This window comes from Nostoc sp. UHCC 0302 (assembly GCF_038096175.1).
Classification (GTDB): Bacteria; Cyanobacteriota; Cyanobacteriia; order Cyanobacteriales; family Nostocaceae; genus UHCC-0302.
In genome coordinates this window covers 7,847,157-7,865,981 of the sequence record NZ_CP151099.1, presented here as the reverse complement: position 1 = coordinate 7,865,981, position 18,825 = coordinate 7,847,157, and the positions used below count along the sequence as shown (strand labels likewise).

The following is an 18,825-nucleotide window of genomic DNA, read 5'->3' as shown; positions in this document are numbered from 1 at the left end:
GGCATGACACTATTACATAGGTATCTCAATGACGAATTCAGTACCCTTTCCTGGCGTGGAATGACAAGTTAAACTACCTTTGTGTTTGTCCACGACAATCTGATAGCTAATTGACAAACCCAATCCTGTGCCACTTCCTACCGACTTGGTAGTAAAAAATGGGTCAAATATTTTCTGTTGCACTGCTTCTGTCATCCCAGAACCGTTATCAGCAATTCGAACTATTACTGTAGAATAATCTGTTAGTTGTGTAACAATGCGAATTTCTCCCTGAAGTTGTGATGGTAAAAAACCGACTCTCAGATTTATCTCTTTTTCATCCATTATTTGTATTTTGTCTTCTACTAATGAGAAATCACTCCTGACAAATGTCTCTTCTAAAACATCAATTGCATTACTGAGAAGATTCATAAACACCTGATTGAGCTGCCCAGCATAACAATATACCTCTGGCAAATTTCCATATTCTTTGATGACTTCAATCTCAGGGTGAGCGCTCTTTCCTTTGAGTCTGTGCTGTAAAATCATCAATGTGTTATCAATTCCCTCATGAATATCTACAAGTTTCATTTCTGATTCATCTAAGCGAGAGAAGTTACGTAAGCCCAAAACAATATTCCGGATGCGCGAACTTCCAACATTCATAGAATCGAGAATCTTTGGCAGGTCTTGTGCTATAAAATCTAGGTCAATCTCCTCCGTTTTATTCTCAACTAGAGATGAAGGGCGTGGGTATTCTTGCTGATATACACTAACCAAATCTAGCAAATCTTGGATATACTCACTAGTGTGGGCAATGTTTCCATGAATGAAATTGATAGGGTTATTAATTTCGTGAGCAATTCCTGCCACCATTTGCCCCAAAGAAGACATTTTTTCACTTTGAATTAATTGTGCTTGGGTGCGTTTTAATTCCTGTAGAGCTTGTTGTAAATGTTGATTTTTATCGTTTAGTTCCTGTGTCCTATCTTCAACTTTTTTCTCTAGCGTATGGTTGTATTCTTCCAGCCGTTCTTTAGCTTGTGCTAAATTTTTGTAGAGGATCGCATTCTCTAGAGATATTGCGGCTTGAGTCGTGAGGAGTTTGATAACTTCTACGCGATCGCGTGTAAATGCTCCTGTAATCAGATTATTTTCTAGATAAAGAATACCAATCAATTTGCCTTGATTAATAATAGGTATAGCCAACAAGCTCTGAGGCTGCTCACGGAGAATGTAGCTATCAGCTGCTAGGGAAGAAACAGCTATTGCGTTATCTACTACGAATATTTCTCTGGTACGTTTAACGTAGTTAATTAAAGTAACAGGAAGATTATCGCTTGACTCTAAGCAAACTGATGGAAACTCAGTGTAAGTATGCTCAAAAATTGCACTTGAACAAACCGCAGTCACAGTTAATGCTAAGTTATCACTATCGCTCAAAATTAAAGCACACTTAGAGGCTCCGGCGTTCTCCATTACAACTTCCATTAAGGTAGAAAGTAGTCGTTCAAGTTCAATTTCCCCAGAAAGTGCTTGAGATGCTTTGATGAACGTCCCTAAATCCAAAGAGTCAGAAATGCTTGTCTTAGTGCCAATAACAGTTTGTTGATTGCTCAAGGTAGATAAGAGGGACGTGTTATTGAAAGTACTACTTTCTTCGCTAGGATGGAGGCTGAGTTTTTCTTGGTGAAGTATGGGAGCTAGTAATTTGGGATAGCGTTTTGCCAAATCGTCAATTTTGGCTTTAGCTCCCCAGCGAACATAGCTATAGTAGGCATCAGTTAAATATATTTGTGCAATTTTCTGTTTGCCCAATTCTAGATAGAATTTAGCGGCAAGTTCGCTAGCTAAAGCTTCTTCATGAATATATTCATGTTCTTTAGCGAGGGAGATAGCGCGATCATATAATTCCATTGCTTCAAGATATTGACCAGCAATGCGATACCGCTCGGCTTCTACAAGATAATATTTATGTAAATAATTCATTGGTGCATGATGCGCCCAATGTTCAATTTTTTCCTGATTAGCTTTAACTTTATTTAGAGTGTTGTTTTTATCGGAATCGGACGCATTAGGATATACTGCTAGTCTTGCTAATGAATCATAAAAATAGAAAAGAGGAGTAATTAGCTGTCCTGTGCCACCCTGTAAATATTTTTCTGCTAGAGTGGCATTTTTAATGGCTAAAGGATATTCATGAAATAGGTAGCATAGATGTAGTTTGCTTACATATAAAGAAAAAATTCCCATTACATCATTTGTTTCAAGATGAAGGGGTAGCATTTTTTCCTCATTATAGACTTCACCCATTAAGTAACAAGGATTTGCTACATTTACTAGCAAGTTAAAGACACTCTGCCTATAGATAGTACTCCAGTTAAATACTATTTCTTGCTTGATTTGACTGATAGCATTACCGTAGGTTGCCATCTCTCGTTCCAATCCTGTCAATTCTCGACCGATAAAGTAAGAAGAGTAGCAGTAAGCGTTAAGATAGTATGCTGCATATTCTAAATCTCCTGTTTCTAATGCTGCATAGTAACTCTCCAGTAAAGGTTTTAATATTTCCCTAGTATGTTCCTTCCAATGCAAAATAGTGGTACAAAATCCCAGCATAATCTTAACTTTGACTTCTTTAGCATTGAATTTATCCACCAAATTTACAGCTAATTTGCCAAACTGATAGCCAGACTCAATATCTCCTACTACACCAGTAAGTATTAATCCATAATTGCAATAGGCAAAAGCAGATAAGGGAGCGTTACCATGTTTAAGGGATACGTTTATTTGTTTGAGAACAATCAACGGAAATAATTCAGGAGCAGCAACATAAGTAACAGCAGTTGTAGTCGATAGGATACGCATAACAGCCCTATGCTGGGTTCCCCCCATCTCTGGCAGATCAATTAAGTCTTTAATGCGCCTCCCGTTTAGATTTGATGTCAATTCTGCCATTGCTAATTGAACATCAGACTGGTTAGGTTGTTTAGGAAACTCCACTCCTAACAAATTCAGAATATTCAGTGCTGTATTAACTGCTGCAAGTGCTTGATTCTGCGCTCCATAAGCCTGAATTATAACTTCATAAACTTTCACTTTCTCCAGTAGGGTTTTAGCTTGTGCTAATACTACTTCTGCTAATTGCTGCATCTGTTCAAAGTCGCCGCTTAAGTATGTTGCTTCTACTGCTGTTTCATACAAAGCTAGGGTTAGCTCATACTTTGTCTCCCAGCTATCATCTGCTAGCAATTTGATTCCAGTAGTTAAATACTTAACGGAAGCGATATAAGCCGTTGATGCCAGAGCCTTAAGTCCAGCAATCAGATTCATTTGGGCCAACTCATCTCGCTTATGCTGATGATTGATGAATTCGACTGCGATATTGAACTGATTCACAAGCTCAAAAATCTTTTCTTGTTGTTCTGCAAGAGGAATATTGCTTAACAGCAACAACCCAATTTTTAGGTGGATTTGCTTTTTTTGAGCTTCAGGAATCAAAGAATAAGCAGCTTGCTGTACTCGATCATGTACAAATTTATATCTTGGTAGCTGTGTATGATAATTTTGTAACTGATTGGATTCTTTTTTATTAACACCTACTTGTTGGTTATTATTATCCTCCGGAAAGAAGCTATAAACTTCAGTTTGAGGTAAAATCAGCCCCTCAATTAATGCTTGCCATAAATCAGATGCTGTATCTACTACAGATTTTTCATTGACAATAGCCAGTGTTTTTAAGTCAAATTGGTTGCCAACACAGGCAGCAAGCTGCAAAATATTTTGAGTATTTATTGGCAACTTCCCTAATTGAGTCGCCATAAATTCTACTACATCATCTGTGAGAGCTAATTCTTTGATCTTTGCAATATCATACTGCCAATAACCAACATCAAAGTTTAATATTATTAGACCATCACCGTGCAAAGCTTTTAGAAATTGTAGAGAAAAGAAGGGATTACCTTTAGTTTTTGCAAATACCATTTGGGTGAGAGGAACAGCAACGGCTTCTCGACAACGCAAACTATCTGCAATTAGATGGTTTAAATCCCCCTGGTTTAAGGGTGCTAGGAAAATTGTATTAATAGTTTTTCCCGCTTCTTCAATTTCTTGTAGTGTTAAATAAAGGAGATGTGCTTTTGAAACTTCGTTATCTCGATAAGCACCAACCAGCAGTAAACCTCCCTTAGACTCACTCATCATCTCAGTGTTATCTGAAACAGAAGACGATGCAGTTTGAGCTATTAATAATTGAATTAATTTTAAAGAAGTAGCATCAGCCCATTGCAAGTCATCTAGAAAGATAACTAAGGGTTGTTCTTTAGTAGTAAAAACTTGAATAAATCTTTGAAACAATATATTGAACCGATTTTGAGCAGCACTACCAGAGAGTTCTGTAACTGGGGGTTGCTGACCAATAATTTGTTCCAGCTCAGGAATAACATCAGTAATCACCTGAGTTTGTGTACCTAATGCTGAAACAATTTTGGCTTTCCACTGTTCAATTTGGGCATCAGTTTCACTCAAAATTTGTCCGATTAAGTCACGACAAGCTTGTACTAATCCTGACAAGGGAATGTCACGTTGGAACTGATCAAATTTCCCTTTAATAAAGTAGCTACGCTGCCGGACTATGGGTTTGTGGATTTCGTTGACTACCGCAGTTTTACCAATGCCAGAGAATCCTGCAACTAATATCATTTCTGTTGCTCCAGTTGTCACGCGCCCAAAAGCAGCGAGTAGGGTTTCAACTTCTCGTTGACGACCATAGAGCTTTTCGGGGATGACGAAGCAGTCTGAGATGTCCCGATTTCCCAAGCTAAAGGGAGGAATATTACCAGCCTCTTGCCAATGATTTTGGCACACCTCCAAGTCATGCCTTAACCCTAAAGCGCTCTGATAGCGGTCTTCAGCGTTTTTTGCCATTAGTTTGCTAATGATGTCAGATAACACTGGGGGAATATTGGAGTTAATACGGCTTGCCTTTAGTGGTTGTTTAGCAATGTGAGAGTAAACTAACTCCATCGGGTCATTACTGGTAAAGGGTAACTGTCCGGTGAGAAGTTCAAAGAAGGTGACACCAAGAGAATAAAAATCAGTCCGGTAGTCAATACCTCGGTTCATCCTCCCAGTTTGTTCAGGGGAAATGTAAGCCAGTGTTCCTTCTAAAACATTAGGATTAATGAGAAATTGAATTTCTCGCGGCAGGATAGTGGCGATACTGAAGTCTATGAGTCTTATCTCACCTGTAGAAGGGTTAATTAGGATATTGGCAGGCTTGATATCTTTGTGAATGATGCGATTGCTATGCACTGCCTCAAGAGTAGAAGCAATTTTAATGGCGATATGAAAAAACTCACTTAGAGAAATAGGGTTTGCTTCCTTTCCTTTGTCCCCTAATTGCCAGTCTTTGAGAGAAACCCCGCTAATGTCTTCCATCACCAAGGCATAGCCGTTATGGTAATTTTCTAAGCTCAAAGGTTTAACTATGCCAGGAATGTCAAGATTTTTGGTAATAGTGTATTGATTGCGGAACTGAGCGATTTCTACAAAGGTTGGATATTCATTCCGGATCAGTTTAATGATCACCGATTTTTGGTCTTGTTCTCTAATGCCTCGATAAACTATGGTTTTGCTGCCTGAGTAAATTTGCTCAGTGATATGGTAGCCAAGAAGTGTATATATTGTACCTAATCCTACTGACATTGCAGCCTATGCTCATAATTCATGTTTATATCGCTTAGTGTTCCCAAGCGAAGGCTGCCGATATCATGAAACCAAAGAAAAGTATCTATTTTTTTATTTATATAGGTACATTTTTTTTAGTAAGTATTTGATATTAAAGTATATAAATAATTGTAAAAATATTAATACTGCTTGCTAGTAGAGAATAGCTACACAAAACTGCTATCAAGTGATTTTGGAAAATAGTTTTTCTGGGTTGTTTGAGTGTATGGTAGCGATCGCGTTTAAACGCAAATTAATTTACAATCAGCCCAAACAACAAAAAAAGCCTGCCCTTACTCTCTAACTCAAGAGTAAACTGTGGCAGGTTTAATGAGTATGGGTCTACTTTTTTAGATTAGTACTGTTCCCTTGAAATTCAATATTCAAAAAGTTAGACCATAAGCTTTTTGAATATTGAATTGTAGCTTTACTTACGCAGTTGTGTACTAATAACTGAGGTTACTAATTACCTCTACCCAGACGGCTCAAGGATTGTGCTTTGAAGTCCACCAAAAAATGGTGACTTAGATGTCGATTTCCAGTATGGGAAAAACTTTTCTTTTTAGTTTAGCCGCTCAAGAGAGCATTGAACATAGTCAGCACAAATCCTACTTAATTTTCTGTTTAATAAAGGTTACGACCTGAGTTAGCTGTTTCTTCAAGCCATCAATTTCTGCTTGCATTTTGACAATTTTCTCATTTAACGCATTAATTTCTGCTTGGGAAGTTGCTCCGCTACCGGAGGTTACAACTGTTGTACCGTTTGCAGCATTAGAGGTTGGTACTGTGCTATTTGCAACACCAGACGTTGTTAATGTGCCATTTGCAACCCCAGAGGTTACTGCTGTGCTATTTTTAGCGACAACACCTGCTCCTACTGCAACTGGTTCTGGACGTGGCAGTTTAGCCTTTGTCATGGCTAACTTAATTGCATTAATTAGTTGCTTTTGATCAAAAGGCTTTCCCAGAAACTCAAAATATTCAAAAGGTTCTGGAATTTTTTCCGTCACCTCTTCTTTACGACCAGACATGAGTACTAAAGGAATTTTCCTTAACTCTGGTTGAGCTTGAATTTGCTGGAAAACTTCCCAGCCACTCATTTTAGGCAACAGAAAATCCAACATAATCAGACTGAGTTTTTCTTGAAGGATGAAATTTAGTCCTTCCATACCATCTTTTGCTTCCAGTACATCGAAATTACCCGGAGGCAACATTTCGCGTACTTTTACCCTGACAACTGTAGTGTCATCGATAACTAGAATCTTGTTACTTGCCACGGCTGATTGCTCTAACAGAAACTTTAAGTGTAAATAGCGGCTTTGCCGATTGACCTCGTGAATGCTCCCACTATATCCAAAATTTTTCTTGATTGGGGGATAGTATATTTCGGTATAAATCACATTGCTGGAGGTATTTTGTAAAACTTTTGCTTCTGTTGCTTTAAATCTGTGCCATGGTGCTATTTGAGGCTTTAACCCGCCTCCAGAGCATAGCAAACTTGTTCTATTGCTCTATCTCAATTAATTCTGAGAATTCAACAAGGAGCAACGCTGGTCAGAACCTTGGAGGGACAAGAAAGAATTTACTCTCCCCTTTGACTTGTCTTTGCTGTCTCTAGCTATCAAAATTAATGCGATAGAAGAGTACTCTATTTTTGTATCTTGCTTAAATGTCTATGACTTCGTCACAACCAGCCTCACTAAAGTCTGAAATTACAGCAATGCCTAGCTGGTTACGTCGCCCCATTGGCAAAGCCAGTGAGCTTTCTACTGTACAACGTATTATTAAGCAACGCCAAATTCACACAATTTGCGAAGAAGGACGCTGCCCCAACAGGGGGGAATGCTACGCCCAAAAAACTGCGACTTTCTTACTTATGGGGCCTACTTGCACTCGTTCTTGTGCCTTTTGTCAAGTAGATAAAGGTCATGCACCGATGCCTATTGACTTAGAGGAACCGCAAAAGGTGGCAGAGGCGGTGCAACTTTTGGGATTGCGTTATGTTGTGCTGACTTCTGTTGCTCGTGATGACTTGTCTGATCAGGGTGCAGGGCATTTTGTTAATACGATCGCGACTATCCGTCAATTAAACCCAGAAACTCAAATTGAAGTACTGACCCCAGATTTTTGGGGTGGTACAGGTGTTGGAGAAGAAGGTCAACGCCAGCGGATAGCCACCGTTGTCAAAACCAAGCCAGCTTGTTTCAACCACAATATTGAGACAGTTCGCCGCTTAACTGGGCCAGTGCGCCGTGGAGCAAAGTACGATCGCTCTTTGCGGGTGCTGGCTATAGTCAAAGAAATTGATTCCACGATTTCCACTAAATCAGGTTTGATGTTGGGGCATGGAGAAACACTCAATGAAGTCATGGAAACAATGGCTGATTTGAGGACTGTAGGATGCGATCGCCTAACTATCGGTCAGTATATGCGTCCTTCCCTAGAACATTTGCCAGTCCAAAAATATTGGACTCCCGAAGAATTTGATCAGCTGGGCAGATTAGCATGGGAAATGGGCTTCAGTCACGTTCGTTCTGGGCCTCTAGTTCGTAGTTCATACCATGCAGGGGAAGAAGAGGGAAAGATAGGGAAATGAGAGCAGAGGAGAATCTTATTGCAAGTTCTTTCCCCTTTGCTCCTAGAGCCTTTTCAACCCCAGTCCCCAGCAATGTACTGAGTTTCGGCTACTTCGACTACGCTCAGCACAAGTGCGCGGAAATCGAGCGAAGTCGAGATTCAACTACCGCTTGTCGTACCCCTCCGGGGAAGCAAGCTACGCAAAGCGTGCCGCTCTTAAGTGTCCCTAAATTCCCAATCTCCAGGCTCACACAAATATTTCTAAAGAATCTGGACGATTGGTACACCTAATTTGGTATTTCTTAAAAAGTCATTACATTTGGAGAACCGCTTATGACAGCTAAAAGCAAAGATTTACCAGTTGCCCAAACTGGAGCTAAACCGCCCTACGCCTTTCGCACAGGCTGGGCGCTGTTCTTGTTAGCTATCAATTTCTTGGTAGCAGCCTATTATTTCCACATTATTGAATAGTTAGAAGTGGAATGGTGCTGCTCAAATCGTGCCTTTGAATAAACCTTTGGGACGAATTAGCAGCACCAAAATCATAATCAACAGTGCTACACCTGGTTTATATTGTGAACCCAGCCAAGGGATACTAGTGCTGACTTCCTGGACGATACCAATGATAAAGGCGGCGGCGATCGCACCGTAGGGGTTACCAATCCCACCAAGAATTACTGAGGCAAATAGTGGCAAAATCAAAAACCATCCCATATTTGGACGCACAGCTGTAATCAACCCATACATACTGCCGCCTAAAGATGTCAGAGAGCCAGCAATTAACCAAGTCCAAAAGATTACTCTATCAACATTGATACCAGATACTCTAGCTAAGTCCAGATCGTCAGCTACTGCTCGCATTGCCTTACCAATTTTGGTGTTTTGTAAGAGGTAGTGCAGCGCTAAAATTGCCAAGACTGCCAACCCTAATACCAATAATTGATTTTGTGGCACCTTTAAGCCCAAAATATCTAAAGCAGGAGTAACAGGCACATCATAACTTTGGTTCTTGCCGCCCCAAATAAAAATAATTCCGTTGCGAAGAAATAAGGCAAGTCCAATAGAGATAATAATCAACGTAGTGGAAGTAGCACGGATAGAACGCATCCTTGACCACAGTAACTTTTCGGATAACAGCATCGCCGCTACTGTTCCTACTGCCGCTAGTATCATCGATAACCAAATATTGACTCCTAAAGTATTCACTAACCAAGTAAGATAAGCCCCTAAAGTAAGAAAGTCACCGTGGGCAAAATTAGATAACCGTAAAATCCCATAGGTGAGCGTGAGTCCGACTGCGGCTAGGGCAATAATACTCCCTACTGCAATTCCATTGACAATTAGTTGAGCAAATTGTGCATCCATAGTCTGAAGTTGCTATGAAAAAATTGTATGTAAGTGATTCATAGATTGATTTTTGCTGTGGCTACTACACTAAGTTATGGTTTATAAATAAAAAAGAATTGTCCGCTTATTTACATAGAAACCTGTTCGCATTTTTATGCGAAGCTAAACTTTTTCACCGGTTTAGGTGACCATGCAGCAGTATTCAAGCTTACCAGAACAGAACTCACAGATAGATGCAACCGCAACACTTTTGAAAAAAATTCAGCAACTTCGCGCCGAGTTGTGGCTGGAGAGCAGCTTGAATAAGTTGCAAAGTCGCCTTAATGATTGCCTGCTTTCTGCTTGTAACACTGTCCCACAGGTAAGAGCAGCAGAAGCAGAAATTTTTCAAACTGTCGTTAACGAACTTAACAGTGCTATAGATAGTAGCGGCGTGGCGTTCACCCATTGTGCCGTAGGTATCGCTTTGTTTCAACCACAAGAAACATTTGGCCAAATTTCCTATGTTTCTTGTTCTCTATCCCCAGGTTCACAACTGCCGCAATTAGAAGTAATTCTGACAGGAAAAAAGCTGCTATTAAAACTGCAAGAGTTTATAACACTTGAAGATTTACAGCAGCTTGAGAATCAACAACCACCAAGTGCTTGGCGCTTAGTTGATGATTTTGGTGGCGTTAGGGGCTGGTTAATTCTCACTACACCACTCCTAGAATCTGATTGTGACTCACCAATAGCATCCAAAACTCAACTGATAGCAAAATTGATGGACAGGTCTGCCAAGCAGTGTACTACCGCTTTGGCACAACTTAGGAAAATAATATTTTGGCAGCAACGATATCAACAGTTAGATAGCTCTAATGCTGAGCTGGAACGCACCAATCAACTCAAAAATCAGTTTCTGGCAAACACGAGTCACGAAATTCGCACACCGCTCAGTTCTGTTATTGGGTTTACTCACCTGCTCTTAGCCCAAGGCTACGATCCAAGTAGAGAACGTCACCAAGAGTATTTAAATATCATTCAGTCTAGCGGTAAGCACCTGTTAGCTTTGATTAATGATATTTTGGATCTTTCTAAAATTGAAGCCAATCAATTAGAAGTCCAGTGGGAGACAGTAGATGTGCCAGTGCTGTGCAAGAATGTTTTAGCAATGGTGAAAGAGAAAGCTGCTAATAAGGGTTTGAAACTGCGCCTAGAACTAGACCCCGATGTCACAACCCCCGGATTTCTCACAAGTGAGAAAAAATCATTGAGATGAGTAAAACTTAAAGTAAATTATTTTATACAACACTAAACTATAATCAACAACAGATTATGACAACGTGTAAACCGAAACTACAAAGACAAATATGATACATTCTAAACAATAAATACTAAAGCAAAGATTATTGAAAATGATAAATAGACAGCCTAAAGCTAGGGTTAAATCAATGAAATCTACCCAAGTTAAAGCTAATAACTATAATTCCAATTAGCTGAAAATCAACCAGAACAGTTTAGCCGAGATAAATAGCTGTAAGCTGTTGCAAAAATATTCTTGTATGGACAATCTCTACTAATAGCGATTAAAATATATCGGCTATTAACAGTAATAACGGCTCCCAATTTCAGTAACTTTGTACGAACAGTTCCAACAGTAGCATTTTTGAGTTCGCTTGTTGTTAAACATTGCTCTCGGAGAGCGTTTATCAAAATATAAGCAACAGAAGAAAACCACAGACGTAGTTGATTTCCAGCAAATGTATGAGTACTAGTTCTATCACTTTTTAGTGATAACTTCTGTTCTTTTAAACGATTCTCCATATCACCTCGTGGGCAATACTTCTGGGTATAAAGTCGTCCTGGAGGCACTAATTTAGTAGGGAGTGAAGTGACAACAAAACGAGTACTTACCCCTGACTTACTATACTCAATTTTTGAGACAACACGGCGATTACGGCTCCAAGATTTTAAAGTTTTATAATCAAGCGAACAATACCAAACTGAGTTATCAACAAAGGCTGCTGCTTGTTTTTTCAAGTCATCTGACGGAGTAAATAAAGTTTCAAAAAACTCTACTACAGTTTCCAGTTTTTGCGAATATTCAAGATAAGCCCGGTATTGGGTTGGTTGGGATAGTTGAATTAACCGACTATTCTGGGCTAACCCAAAGACATAATCTACTCCAACTTGAGATTCACACCAACTCATAATATCTTCTCTCGAATACGCACTATCTCCACGTACAATAATTTTCACATTATCCCAACGTAAACGTATTAGTTTTATTACTCGTTGCAATTCTGATAATGCACCCGACGCTGGATCTACATTAGAAGCACGAAGCTTTGCTGCAATTAAATGTTTACCGCAGAAAATATAAAGTGGAGCATAACAATATCCTCTATAATAAGGGTTAAAAAACACTTCTTCTTGATTGCCATGCACTAAATCATCAGTCACGTCCAAGTCTAAAATTATCTGTCGTGGTGCTTTGGAGTAGGATTCTAAAAATATTTCAACTAATAATTTCTCTATAGCTTCTGCATCATGTCCAATGCGATGATATCGACTTGATGCTCTTGATTCAACAGTTTCTGGACAGTGTTCGATACGATTTAAAGTGCTTTTACCTGCTAGGACTGGTAGTTCTTTTTCTGAACCCATTATTTTCCCTAGCGCCAGGATAAACATTGGATCGTGACGCAGTTCCTCGTGGTCGTTTAAGTCTTCATAACCCATTATCAAACCATATATTCTCTGCGTGATTAGGCTTTCTACTGAATGGTCAATTCTATTGGAATCTCGGTAATCTTTAAAACATCTTGCTACTCGCGATGTAATTTCTCTTTTTCGGTCTAGCTCCGCAATTAAAGTCAATCCTGCATCTGATGTTACCCTCTCACCCTTGAAATTAACTACGACTGGACATGATTTAACTTGTTCAAATTTGAACTGTTCCGGTATACAATCTGTTTTCTGAGGGGTCATGCTTAAAACTGCTGGAATTCATGTGCAATAGATATTTTGGCAGTTTTTGACTCCTCTTTTCTCCGGCTTTGTGAGAAATCCGGGAACCCTAGCCGCCGACCCACTGCGACTTAAGCAAATGCTGCTGAATTTACTCTTCAATGCTTTAAAGTTTACCAGCACAGGAAACGTTGGCTTACAGGTTGTTCCCAAAGGCGAATTTGTGCATTTTACAGTTTGGGACACTGGCACTGGTATCTCTCTAGAAGACCAAGCTAAATTGTTTCAACCCTATTTCCAAATCACCAATACCGTAGCAGATCGCTTTGAAGGTACTGGTTTGGGTTTAACAGTGACTCGCAAACTTGCAGAAATTCACGGCGGTTCTGTGGAAGTAGAGTCTGAAGTAAATTGTGGCTCTCGTTTTACGATCGCACTTCCCTTTATACGAGAGATGGAAGGGGAAAAGGAAGAGAGTGAGAGAGCAGAAGTAACTAATTCTTCTTTGTCCTTGGTGTCCCATCTCCCTGTCGCCTCCTCTTTTACCCCTAGTTCTTCTCAAGAGATTTTGCTGGTAGAAGATGACTTACCCAACGCTGAGTTGATGCAAATTTATCTGCGTAAATCGGGATATCAGGTGACTTGGGTAAGGAGTGGTGCAAAGATGTGGGAAGCTTTAACACAGATAAAACCAGCAGTAATTTTAATGGATGTTTGCCTGCAAGATGGGAATGGTCTTAGCTTGGTGCAACAACTCCGAGGAAATCCAGAGTATCAAAGCATTCCAGTAATTGTCCAAACAGCAATGGCAATGAAAGGCGATCGCGAAAGATGTCTGGCGGCTGGGGTCAATGACTATACTTCTAAACCACTTGATTTACCACTTTTAGCAAGTCTGATAGCTAAATACAGTAAACCACCAACTTCAGCCGATTGATAGTTTTGCAAGGATTTTACTGTATTCGTATCTGCTAGCAATTAAATAAAACCAATATTCAATGGAATTTTAACGCTTTTGAGCAATACTTTGCTTAATAAGCACATTTACGTATAATCATGTAAGCTAGCGCCAGATAGCAAGCCATGACTAACACTGATCCTCAAGCCAGATACTCTGAAATTGAAAGCCTAGTTGCCTCAAATGATCTTAATGCAGCAACAAAGCGATTAATGGATTTTGAAAGAGATTTTTCTAATAGTAAAAACTATAGAGCAGAAATTATCGATATTCGAGGAGCGTACAAAGATTTAAGTGAGGATGAGCGTGTTTTTGGTAACACAGACAAGATAGATGATAAAAAAAGAAGATTAAGAAAGCAAATTGTAGAAATTGCTGCATCCATTCGCGATAGCTATAAATTAGAAAGTCAAGATATACCTAAGCACGAAAATATTAGTTTAATACAGCCTAAGTCTGAACAATTACAAACTGACCTTTATCATTTACAAGCTCTGAATGAGATAAGCTCTAACGAAACTCAACTCGAAATAGAGAAAAAGCAATTCATAGAAAGCAGAAGACAGAAAAGCATTTACAATTCTTCAATTGTATTTCAATGTGACCAAATTTATAAAACTTATAAAAGTCGTTCTGTTAAATTCCAGTTATCTAACATAAATGTCAGTCTCAAACTAGGTGAAATAACAGCTATTGTTGGTGAAAATGGCAATGGCAAAACAACTCTTTTAAGAATAATAGCAGGAAAGCTAGCACCAAGTACAGGAGAGTTACGTTATCCATGTTTAACTCTCAAAAAAAAGACTGATATGTACTCCATTAAGCAACAAATAGCTTACATACCTCAAGAACTACTACCATGGGAAGGCTTATTGTTTGATAATTTACATTTTGCAGCAGCTATTCATGGCTTTACAGGCCAAGATAATGAAGATGAAGTAGAATTTATTACTCTTCGTTTAGGATTAGAGCAATATAAAAAAGCAAAATGGACTGAAATATCGGGTGGTTATAAGATGAGGTTTGCCTTAGCAAAGGCGCTTATTAGTAAGCCTAAATTGATGATATTAGATGAACCATTAGCAAATTTGGATATCAACACTCAATTGCTTTTTTTACAAGATTTACGAGATTTGGCTAATTCTATTAGTGAACCCAAATCTATTATTGTCAGTTCACAAAATTTATATGAAATTGAAAATATCGCTGACAATATTATCTTTATTAAAGATGGTCAAACTCTATATAATGGTTCAGTTAAAAATTTTGGCGATGATAGAACTGAAAACTCTTATGAGATAAACTGCAACCAATCAAAAGAAGAAATAGAAGATTTACTGGAGAAAGTTAACTATAAAAGAATTGAAAAAGTTGGGAATGGGTTTATTATTCATACCCATAGAGATGTTGGTTCTAATTATTTATTAAAAGTTTTTTTAGAACAAGGTATTTCATTGAAATACTTTAGAGATATTAGCAAATCTACACGTAAACTTTTTGAAAATCAATCATGAGACAAAAATTTATTGAAAGTATAAAGAAATATTTGCATAAGATTTTGTTTCCTGAACGCTTGCAGAAAAAAGACCGTTATTTTTTACTTTACCAACCAAGACTATGGGTGCTGAAATTACACTATGTTTTTTATTATGTAGTGCTGATAAATATATTTATTATTATTTTGGTTATTATTTATCCTATTAAACCGTATCATATCTCTGTTTTATCGCAGATAAATTTTCTTGTGCTTCCTATAGTTGGAATACTTGCGCTTATTTATTGGTGGCCTAAGCAATATCTGTTTGATGACATATTTGATGTCGCAGAAAAATCTGGTAAAATTCCCAAAAACTTTGGTTTATTAGAGATACTTGGGTATGGTGCTGGTGTCATTTTGATTGCTTCAATAGTTATAGTCTTTAATTACTCAATAGTATTAAAGATGTCACACAATGTTGTTCCTCAAAATCAACTAAATATTGATTTATTAATACTAGATTCGATTGACATATTAAACATAAATTCTCAAAAAGATAAAGATGAAATAACTGATATTAATACATATTTAGAAGCTTTCAAGTATAAAGCCGACAAAGAACCACCGGAAAGTATTTGCAATAAAGAATATGATAAGTTATTAATCACAAATAATAATGTAAAAAATATTTTAAAAGAAAGAATTAGTTGTAAAAATATAATTTTTTTAGATTTAGAAGAGGGATTAGTCGATAGCATAGAAATATTTCATAAACTAATAGATTATAAAAGTAATGAATCAGTAATAAGACAGATAAGCACTTTGGCTAAGTTGATAGAATCATTACAAAAAAATGATCAAGAAGCAAAAAAAGTTATTCAATCAATAATAAACAGATATTTAGGAATGAATTACAGCTCGAGAAAAAGTATTAACTTTCTAATAAACTTGTCCATAGATAAGGCGACTCAAATTTACGATTATTATTATTCAAATTTATTAACTTTATGCTTCGCAATCTATTTTATTTGTAATTTAGTAGTACTCCTTATATTTTTATTTAATAACATCTATTTTTCGGACTGTATGTTGGGTCTATTGTATGTTGGAACTATTGGATGTTTCTGTTTATATAGTGCTTCTTTTTTAAGCTCTTACTCATCATTGCATGATCTGAAACAGGAGATAATACTAAGCATTTTCTTTTTCGTATTTACTTTGTTTATTATATACAATGCATTAAGTAATAAAAGAATCAATAAATATTCACACTTTAAAACACTTAATCTAATAGCCCTTCCATTTGCAGCAGTGATGTTTGCTGTTACTATAGTCACTCTTTTAAGTTACTACAATTTTATCGAAAAGGATTCTAGATCAGTAATAAAATACTACATGCTCGCCAGCCTAGCATATATTCCGTTGATACCCTATCTAAAAAACCAGTTGATTAATCAATTATTTTTACCTATAGATTAAACATGAATAAGGGATTAATTAATATTAAAAAACTAATTCAACAGAGTGAGTTACAAAATGCTATTTTGCAACTAACAGAAATTACTAATGAATACTCATCCCGCTATCATAATGAAGTAATTTTACACGCAGCTAATTTAAACCAATTACAAGAAAATGAACGCAAAGGTATTTTAAGTACAGAAGAAATGAGACGAGAAAAGAATCGTATTATCTCTGCACTTTTAGATTTAACGAATGCAATTGAACAAGATATTCTTGTTAAAGAGAGTATTCAAAACTTAAATAATATCAAAAGTAATAATAAAATAATTAAAATCCTTTTTTTGGCAGCCAATCCTTCAGACACTACTCATCTGAGATTAGATCAAGAGAGTCGCTCAATTGATCAAGCACTGCGTCAAGCAGAATTTGGTGATAAATTTGAGGTTATCCAACATTGGGCTGTGCGCGTCAGCGATTTACAGGGTCTTCTGCTACGTCATAAACCTGATATCGTACATTTTACTGGTCATGGAAGTGAAGACAGTGAAATTATTTTAGAAGATAACTTTGGTAACTACCATCCTGTTTCAGTTAGAGCATTTAGTCAATTATTTTCTATATTAAAAGATAATATTCGCTGCGTTGTTCTGAATGCCTGCTACTCTGAACCCCAAGCAAAAGCGATCGCCCAACACATTGATGGCGTAGTTGGGATGTCTACAGAAATTACAGATGAATCAGCACTTAGTTTTGCTACAGCATTTTATCAATCATTAGGCTATGGGCGCGACCTCAAAACAGCTTTTGACTTAGGTTGTCTACAAATAGATATGGAAAACTTAGATGAGCAATATACGCCACAACTACTTGCTTTAAAATCTGAGCCATCGACTATTTTCTTTACAAATGATATTTGAATGTCAAATTATCTACCAGTAAATGTTATTTAAAAATTCTACTAGTATACTCATACATCATTAACATTCCACGAAATCCTCAATCTAGGGAATAGGTGCCTAAAATGGAATATGTTGGGTGCTATTGATTTTTTGCAGGATTGGAAAGTTATGGTGACAGAAAAGCTTGAGCGACTCAAAGCCTTATTTGCAGAAATGGAGCAAGCCTTGATTGCCTACTCTGGAGGCGTTGACAGCACTTTAGTTGCTAAGATTGCTTATGATGTGTTAGGCGATCGCGCTTTAGCTGTCACAGCTGTTTCTCCTTCGCTATTACCAGAAGAGTTGGAAGACGCCAAAATTCAAGCAGCAACTATTGGGATTCGTCATCAAATTGTTCAGACTCACGAGATGGAAAATCCCAATTACACGTCTAACCCTGTCAATCGCTGTTATTTCTGCAAAAGTGAATTGCACGACACTCTCAAACCTTTAGCTAGGGAGTTGGGTTATCCCTATGTGGTGGATGGAGTGAATGCTGATGATTTGCATGATTATCGCCCAGGAATACAGGCTGCTAAAGAAAGAGGTGCGCGATCGCCTTTAGCAGAAGTTGGTGTCACTAAAGTCGAAATCCGTCAACTTTCACAACAACTCGGTTTACCTTGGTGGGATAAACCTGCTCAACCTTGTCTTAGTTCTCGCTTTCCCTACGGTGAAGAGATTACCGTAGCCAAGTTGCAACGAGTAGGTAGAGCAGAAATTTTCTTGAGAAAGCTGGGTTGGAAGAATTTGCGCGTGCGTTCTGAAGGTGATACCGCACGTATTGAATTACCAGCAGAACAAATCAAAGAGTTTGTGTTGACTACGGATTTACCATCATTAGTTTCCGCATTTCAAGATTTTGGATTTATCTACGTAACTCTGGATCTAGAAGGTTATCGTAGCGGGAAGTTAAATCAAGTTTTACAGGTTTCAAATAAGGAAAGCCTGAGTGCTAAACCATAAATTAGTCAACAGTTAGTAATTATTCTTGTCTCCTTTGTCTCACCTTATGACCCATCCCAAAACTAAATAATTTTTGCTTCTATAGATACAAGAAAGCAGCCGTTAATCCTCCAAGTATGATCAGGCTGCTTTTCCATAAAATATAATGCTCTTACGGGAACTCCGTTAGGTGCAAGCAGTAGCACTGGCTGAGTTATGTTCTTCTGGATAATTGTTATTTTTTCAAAAAATATAGAACGAGGACGGTACACAGCTGGGTAGCTTGTTCTCACCATCTGTATAAAGTTTTCTGGAGTGCCAAATTGTGCTTGAATTCCTTGGCTAGCGAAGGCAAAAGCGCCTTGGGCATCATCCTTTTGAAAGGCTGCTAATTGGCACTCTATTACAGAACGTATAGTAATGGCATCATGATCTGTCACTTCCATAAATTTAAAATTACACTG

11 protein-coding genes and 2 pseudogenes are annotated in these 18,825 nt (G+C 37.8%); 8 read left to right on the top strand and 5 right to left on the bottom strand.

All coding sequences use genetic code 11. The features are described from left to right. Positions 1–12: 12 nt before the first annotated feature. On the bottom strand, positions 13–5,685 hold the full coding sequence (locus WKK05_RS34060; RefSeq protein ID WP_341527379.1) for an AAA family ATPase: 5,673 nt from the start codon (positions 5,683–5,685) through the stop codon (positions 13–15). A gap of 629 nt (positions 5,686–6,314) precedes the next feature. Then, positions 6,315–6,983 carry a response regulator gene (locus tag WKK05_RS34055; RefSeq protein WP_341527378.1) on the bottom strand — a complete coding sequence of 223 codons (669 nt, stop codon included), beginning with the start codon at positions 6,981–6,983 and terminating at the stop codon, positions 6,315–6,317. A 398-nt stretch (positions 6,984–7,381) separates the two neighbouring features. Here WKK05_RS34055 and lipA point away from each other — a divergent pair, with 398 nt between their 5' ends. Then, on the top strand, positions 7,382–8,302 hold the full coding sequence (lipA, locus tag WKK05_RS34050) for a lipoyl synthase (RefSeq protein ID WP_341531264.1): 921 nt from the start codon (positions 7,382–7,384) through the stop codon (positions 8,300–8,302). A gap of 314 nt (positions 8,303–8,616) precedes the next feature. Further along, complete coding sequence (locus WKK05_RS34045; protein WP_341527377.1) at positions 8,617–8,754, top strand: photosystem I protein PsaX; 138 nt, start codon at positions 8,617–8,619, stop codon at positions 8,752–8,754. A 21-nt stretch (positions 8,755–8,775) separates the two neighbouring features. Here the strand turns inward: WKK05_RS34045 and WKK05_RS34040 are convergent, their stop codons facing one another. After that, positions 8,776–9,648: a branched-chain amino acid ABC transporter permease gene (locus WKK05_RS34040; RefSeq protein ID WP_341527376.1), complete on the bottom strand. Its 873-nt coding sequence runs from the start codon at positions 9,646–9,648 to the stop codon at positions 8,776–8,778. A 172-nt stretch (positions 9,649–9,820) separates the two neighbouring features. On the opposite strand from WKK05_RS34040, the pseudogene WKK05_RS34035 reads away from it, so the two are divergent. Then, positions 9,821–10,849, top strand: a pseudogene (locus WKK05_RS34035) (histidine kinase dimerization/phospho-acceptor domain-containing protein); the annotation flags it as partial. 263 nt (positions 10,850–11,112) lie between these two features. Here the strand turns inward: WKK05_RS34035 and WKK05_RS34030 are convergent. Continuing rightward, positions 11,113–12,600: an IS1380 family transposase gene (locus WKK05_RS34030; RefSeq protein WP_341527375.1), complete on the bottom strand. Its 1,488-nt coding sequence runs from the start codon at positions 12,598–12,600 to the stop codon at positions 11,113–11,115. Between the two features lie 85 nt (positions 12,601–12,685). Between WKK05_RS34030 and WKK05_RS34025 the strand changes: the two are divergent. From WKK05_RS34025 to larE, 5 genes and pseudogenes are all read left to right on the top strand, one after another. Next, positions 12,686–13,516, top strand: a pseudogene (locus tag WKK05_RS34025) (ATP-binding protein); the annotation flags it as partial. 146 nt (positions 13,517–13,662) lie between these two features. Beyond that, the gene (locus tag WKK05_RS34020; protein WP_341527374.1) at positions 13,663–15,051 is read left to right on the top strand and encodes an ABC transporter ATP-binding protein; all 1,389 of its coding nucleotides are present in this window, start codon (positions 13,663–13,665) and stop codon (positions 15,049–15,051) included. Continuing rightward, on the top strand, positions 15,048–16,493 hold the full coding sequence (locus tag WKK05_RS34015; protein ID WP_341527373.1) for a hypothetical protein: 1,446 nt from the start codon (positions 15,048–15,050) through the stop codon (positions 16,491–16,493). Before WKK05_RS34020 ends, WKK05_RS34015 begins: the two co-directional genes overlap by 4 nt. Before the next feature lie 2 nt (positions 16,494–16,495). Further along, complete coding sequence (locus WKK05_RS34010) at positions 16,496–17,395, top strand: CHAT domain-containing protein (protein ID WP_341527372.1); 900 nt, start codon at positions 16,496–16,498, stop codon at positions 17,393–17,395. Between the two features lie 150 nt (positions 17,396–17,545). Next, complete coding sequence (gene larE / locus WKK05_RS34005) at positions 17,546–18,382, top strand: ATP-dependent sacrificial sulfur transferase LarE (protein WP_341531263.1); 837 nt, start codon at positions 17,546–17,548, stop codon at positions 18,380–18,382. Between the two features lie 62 nt (positions 18,383–18,444). Here larE and WKK05_RS34000 read toward each other — a convergent pair whose 3' ends face one another. Further along, a complete protein-coding gene (locus WKK05_RS34000; protein ID WP_341527371.1) occupies positions 18,445–18,807 on the bottom strand; it encodes a DUF4864 domain-containing protein in 363 nt (120 codons plus the stop codon). Between the last annotated feature and the right edge of the window lie 18 nt (positions 18,808–18,825).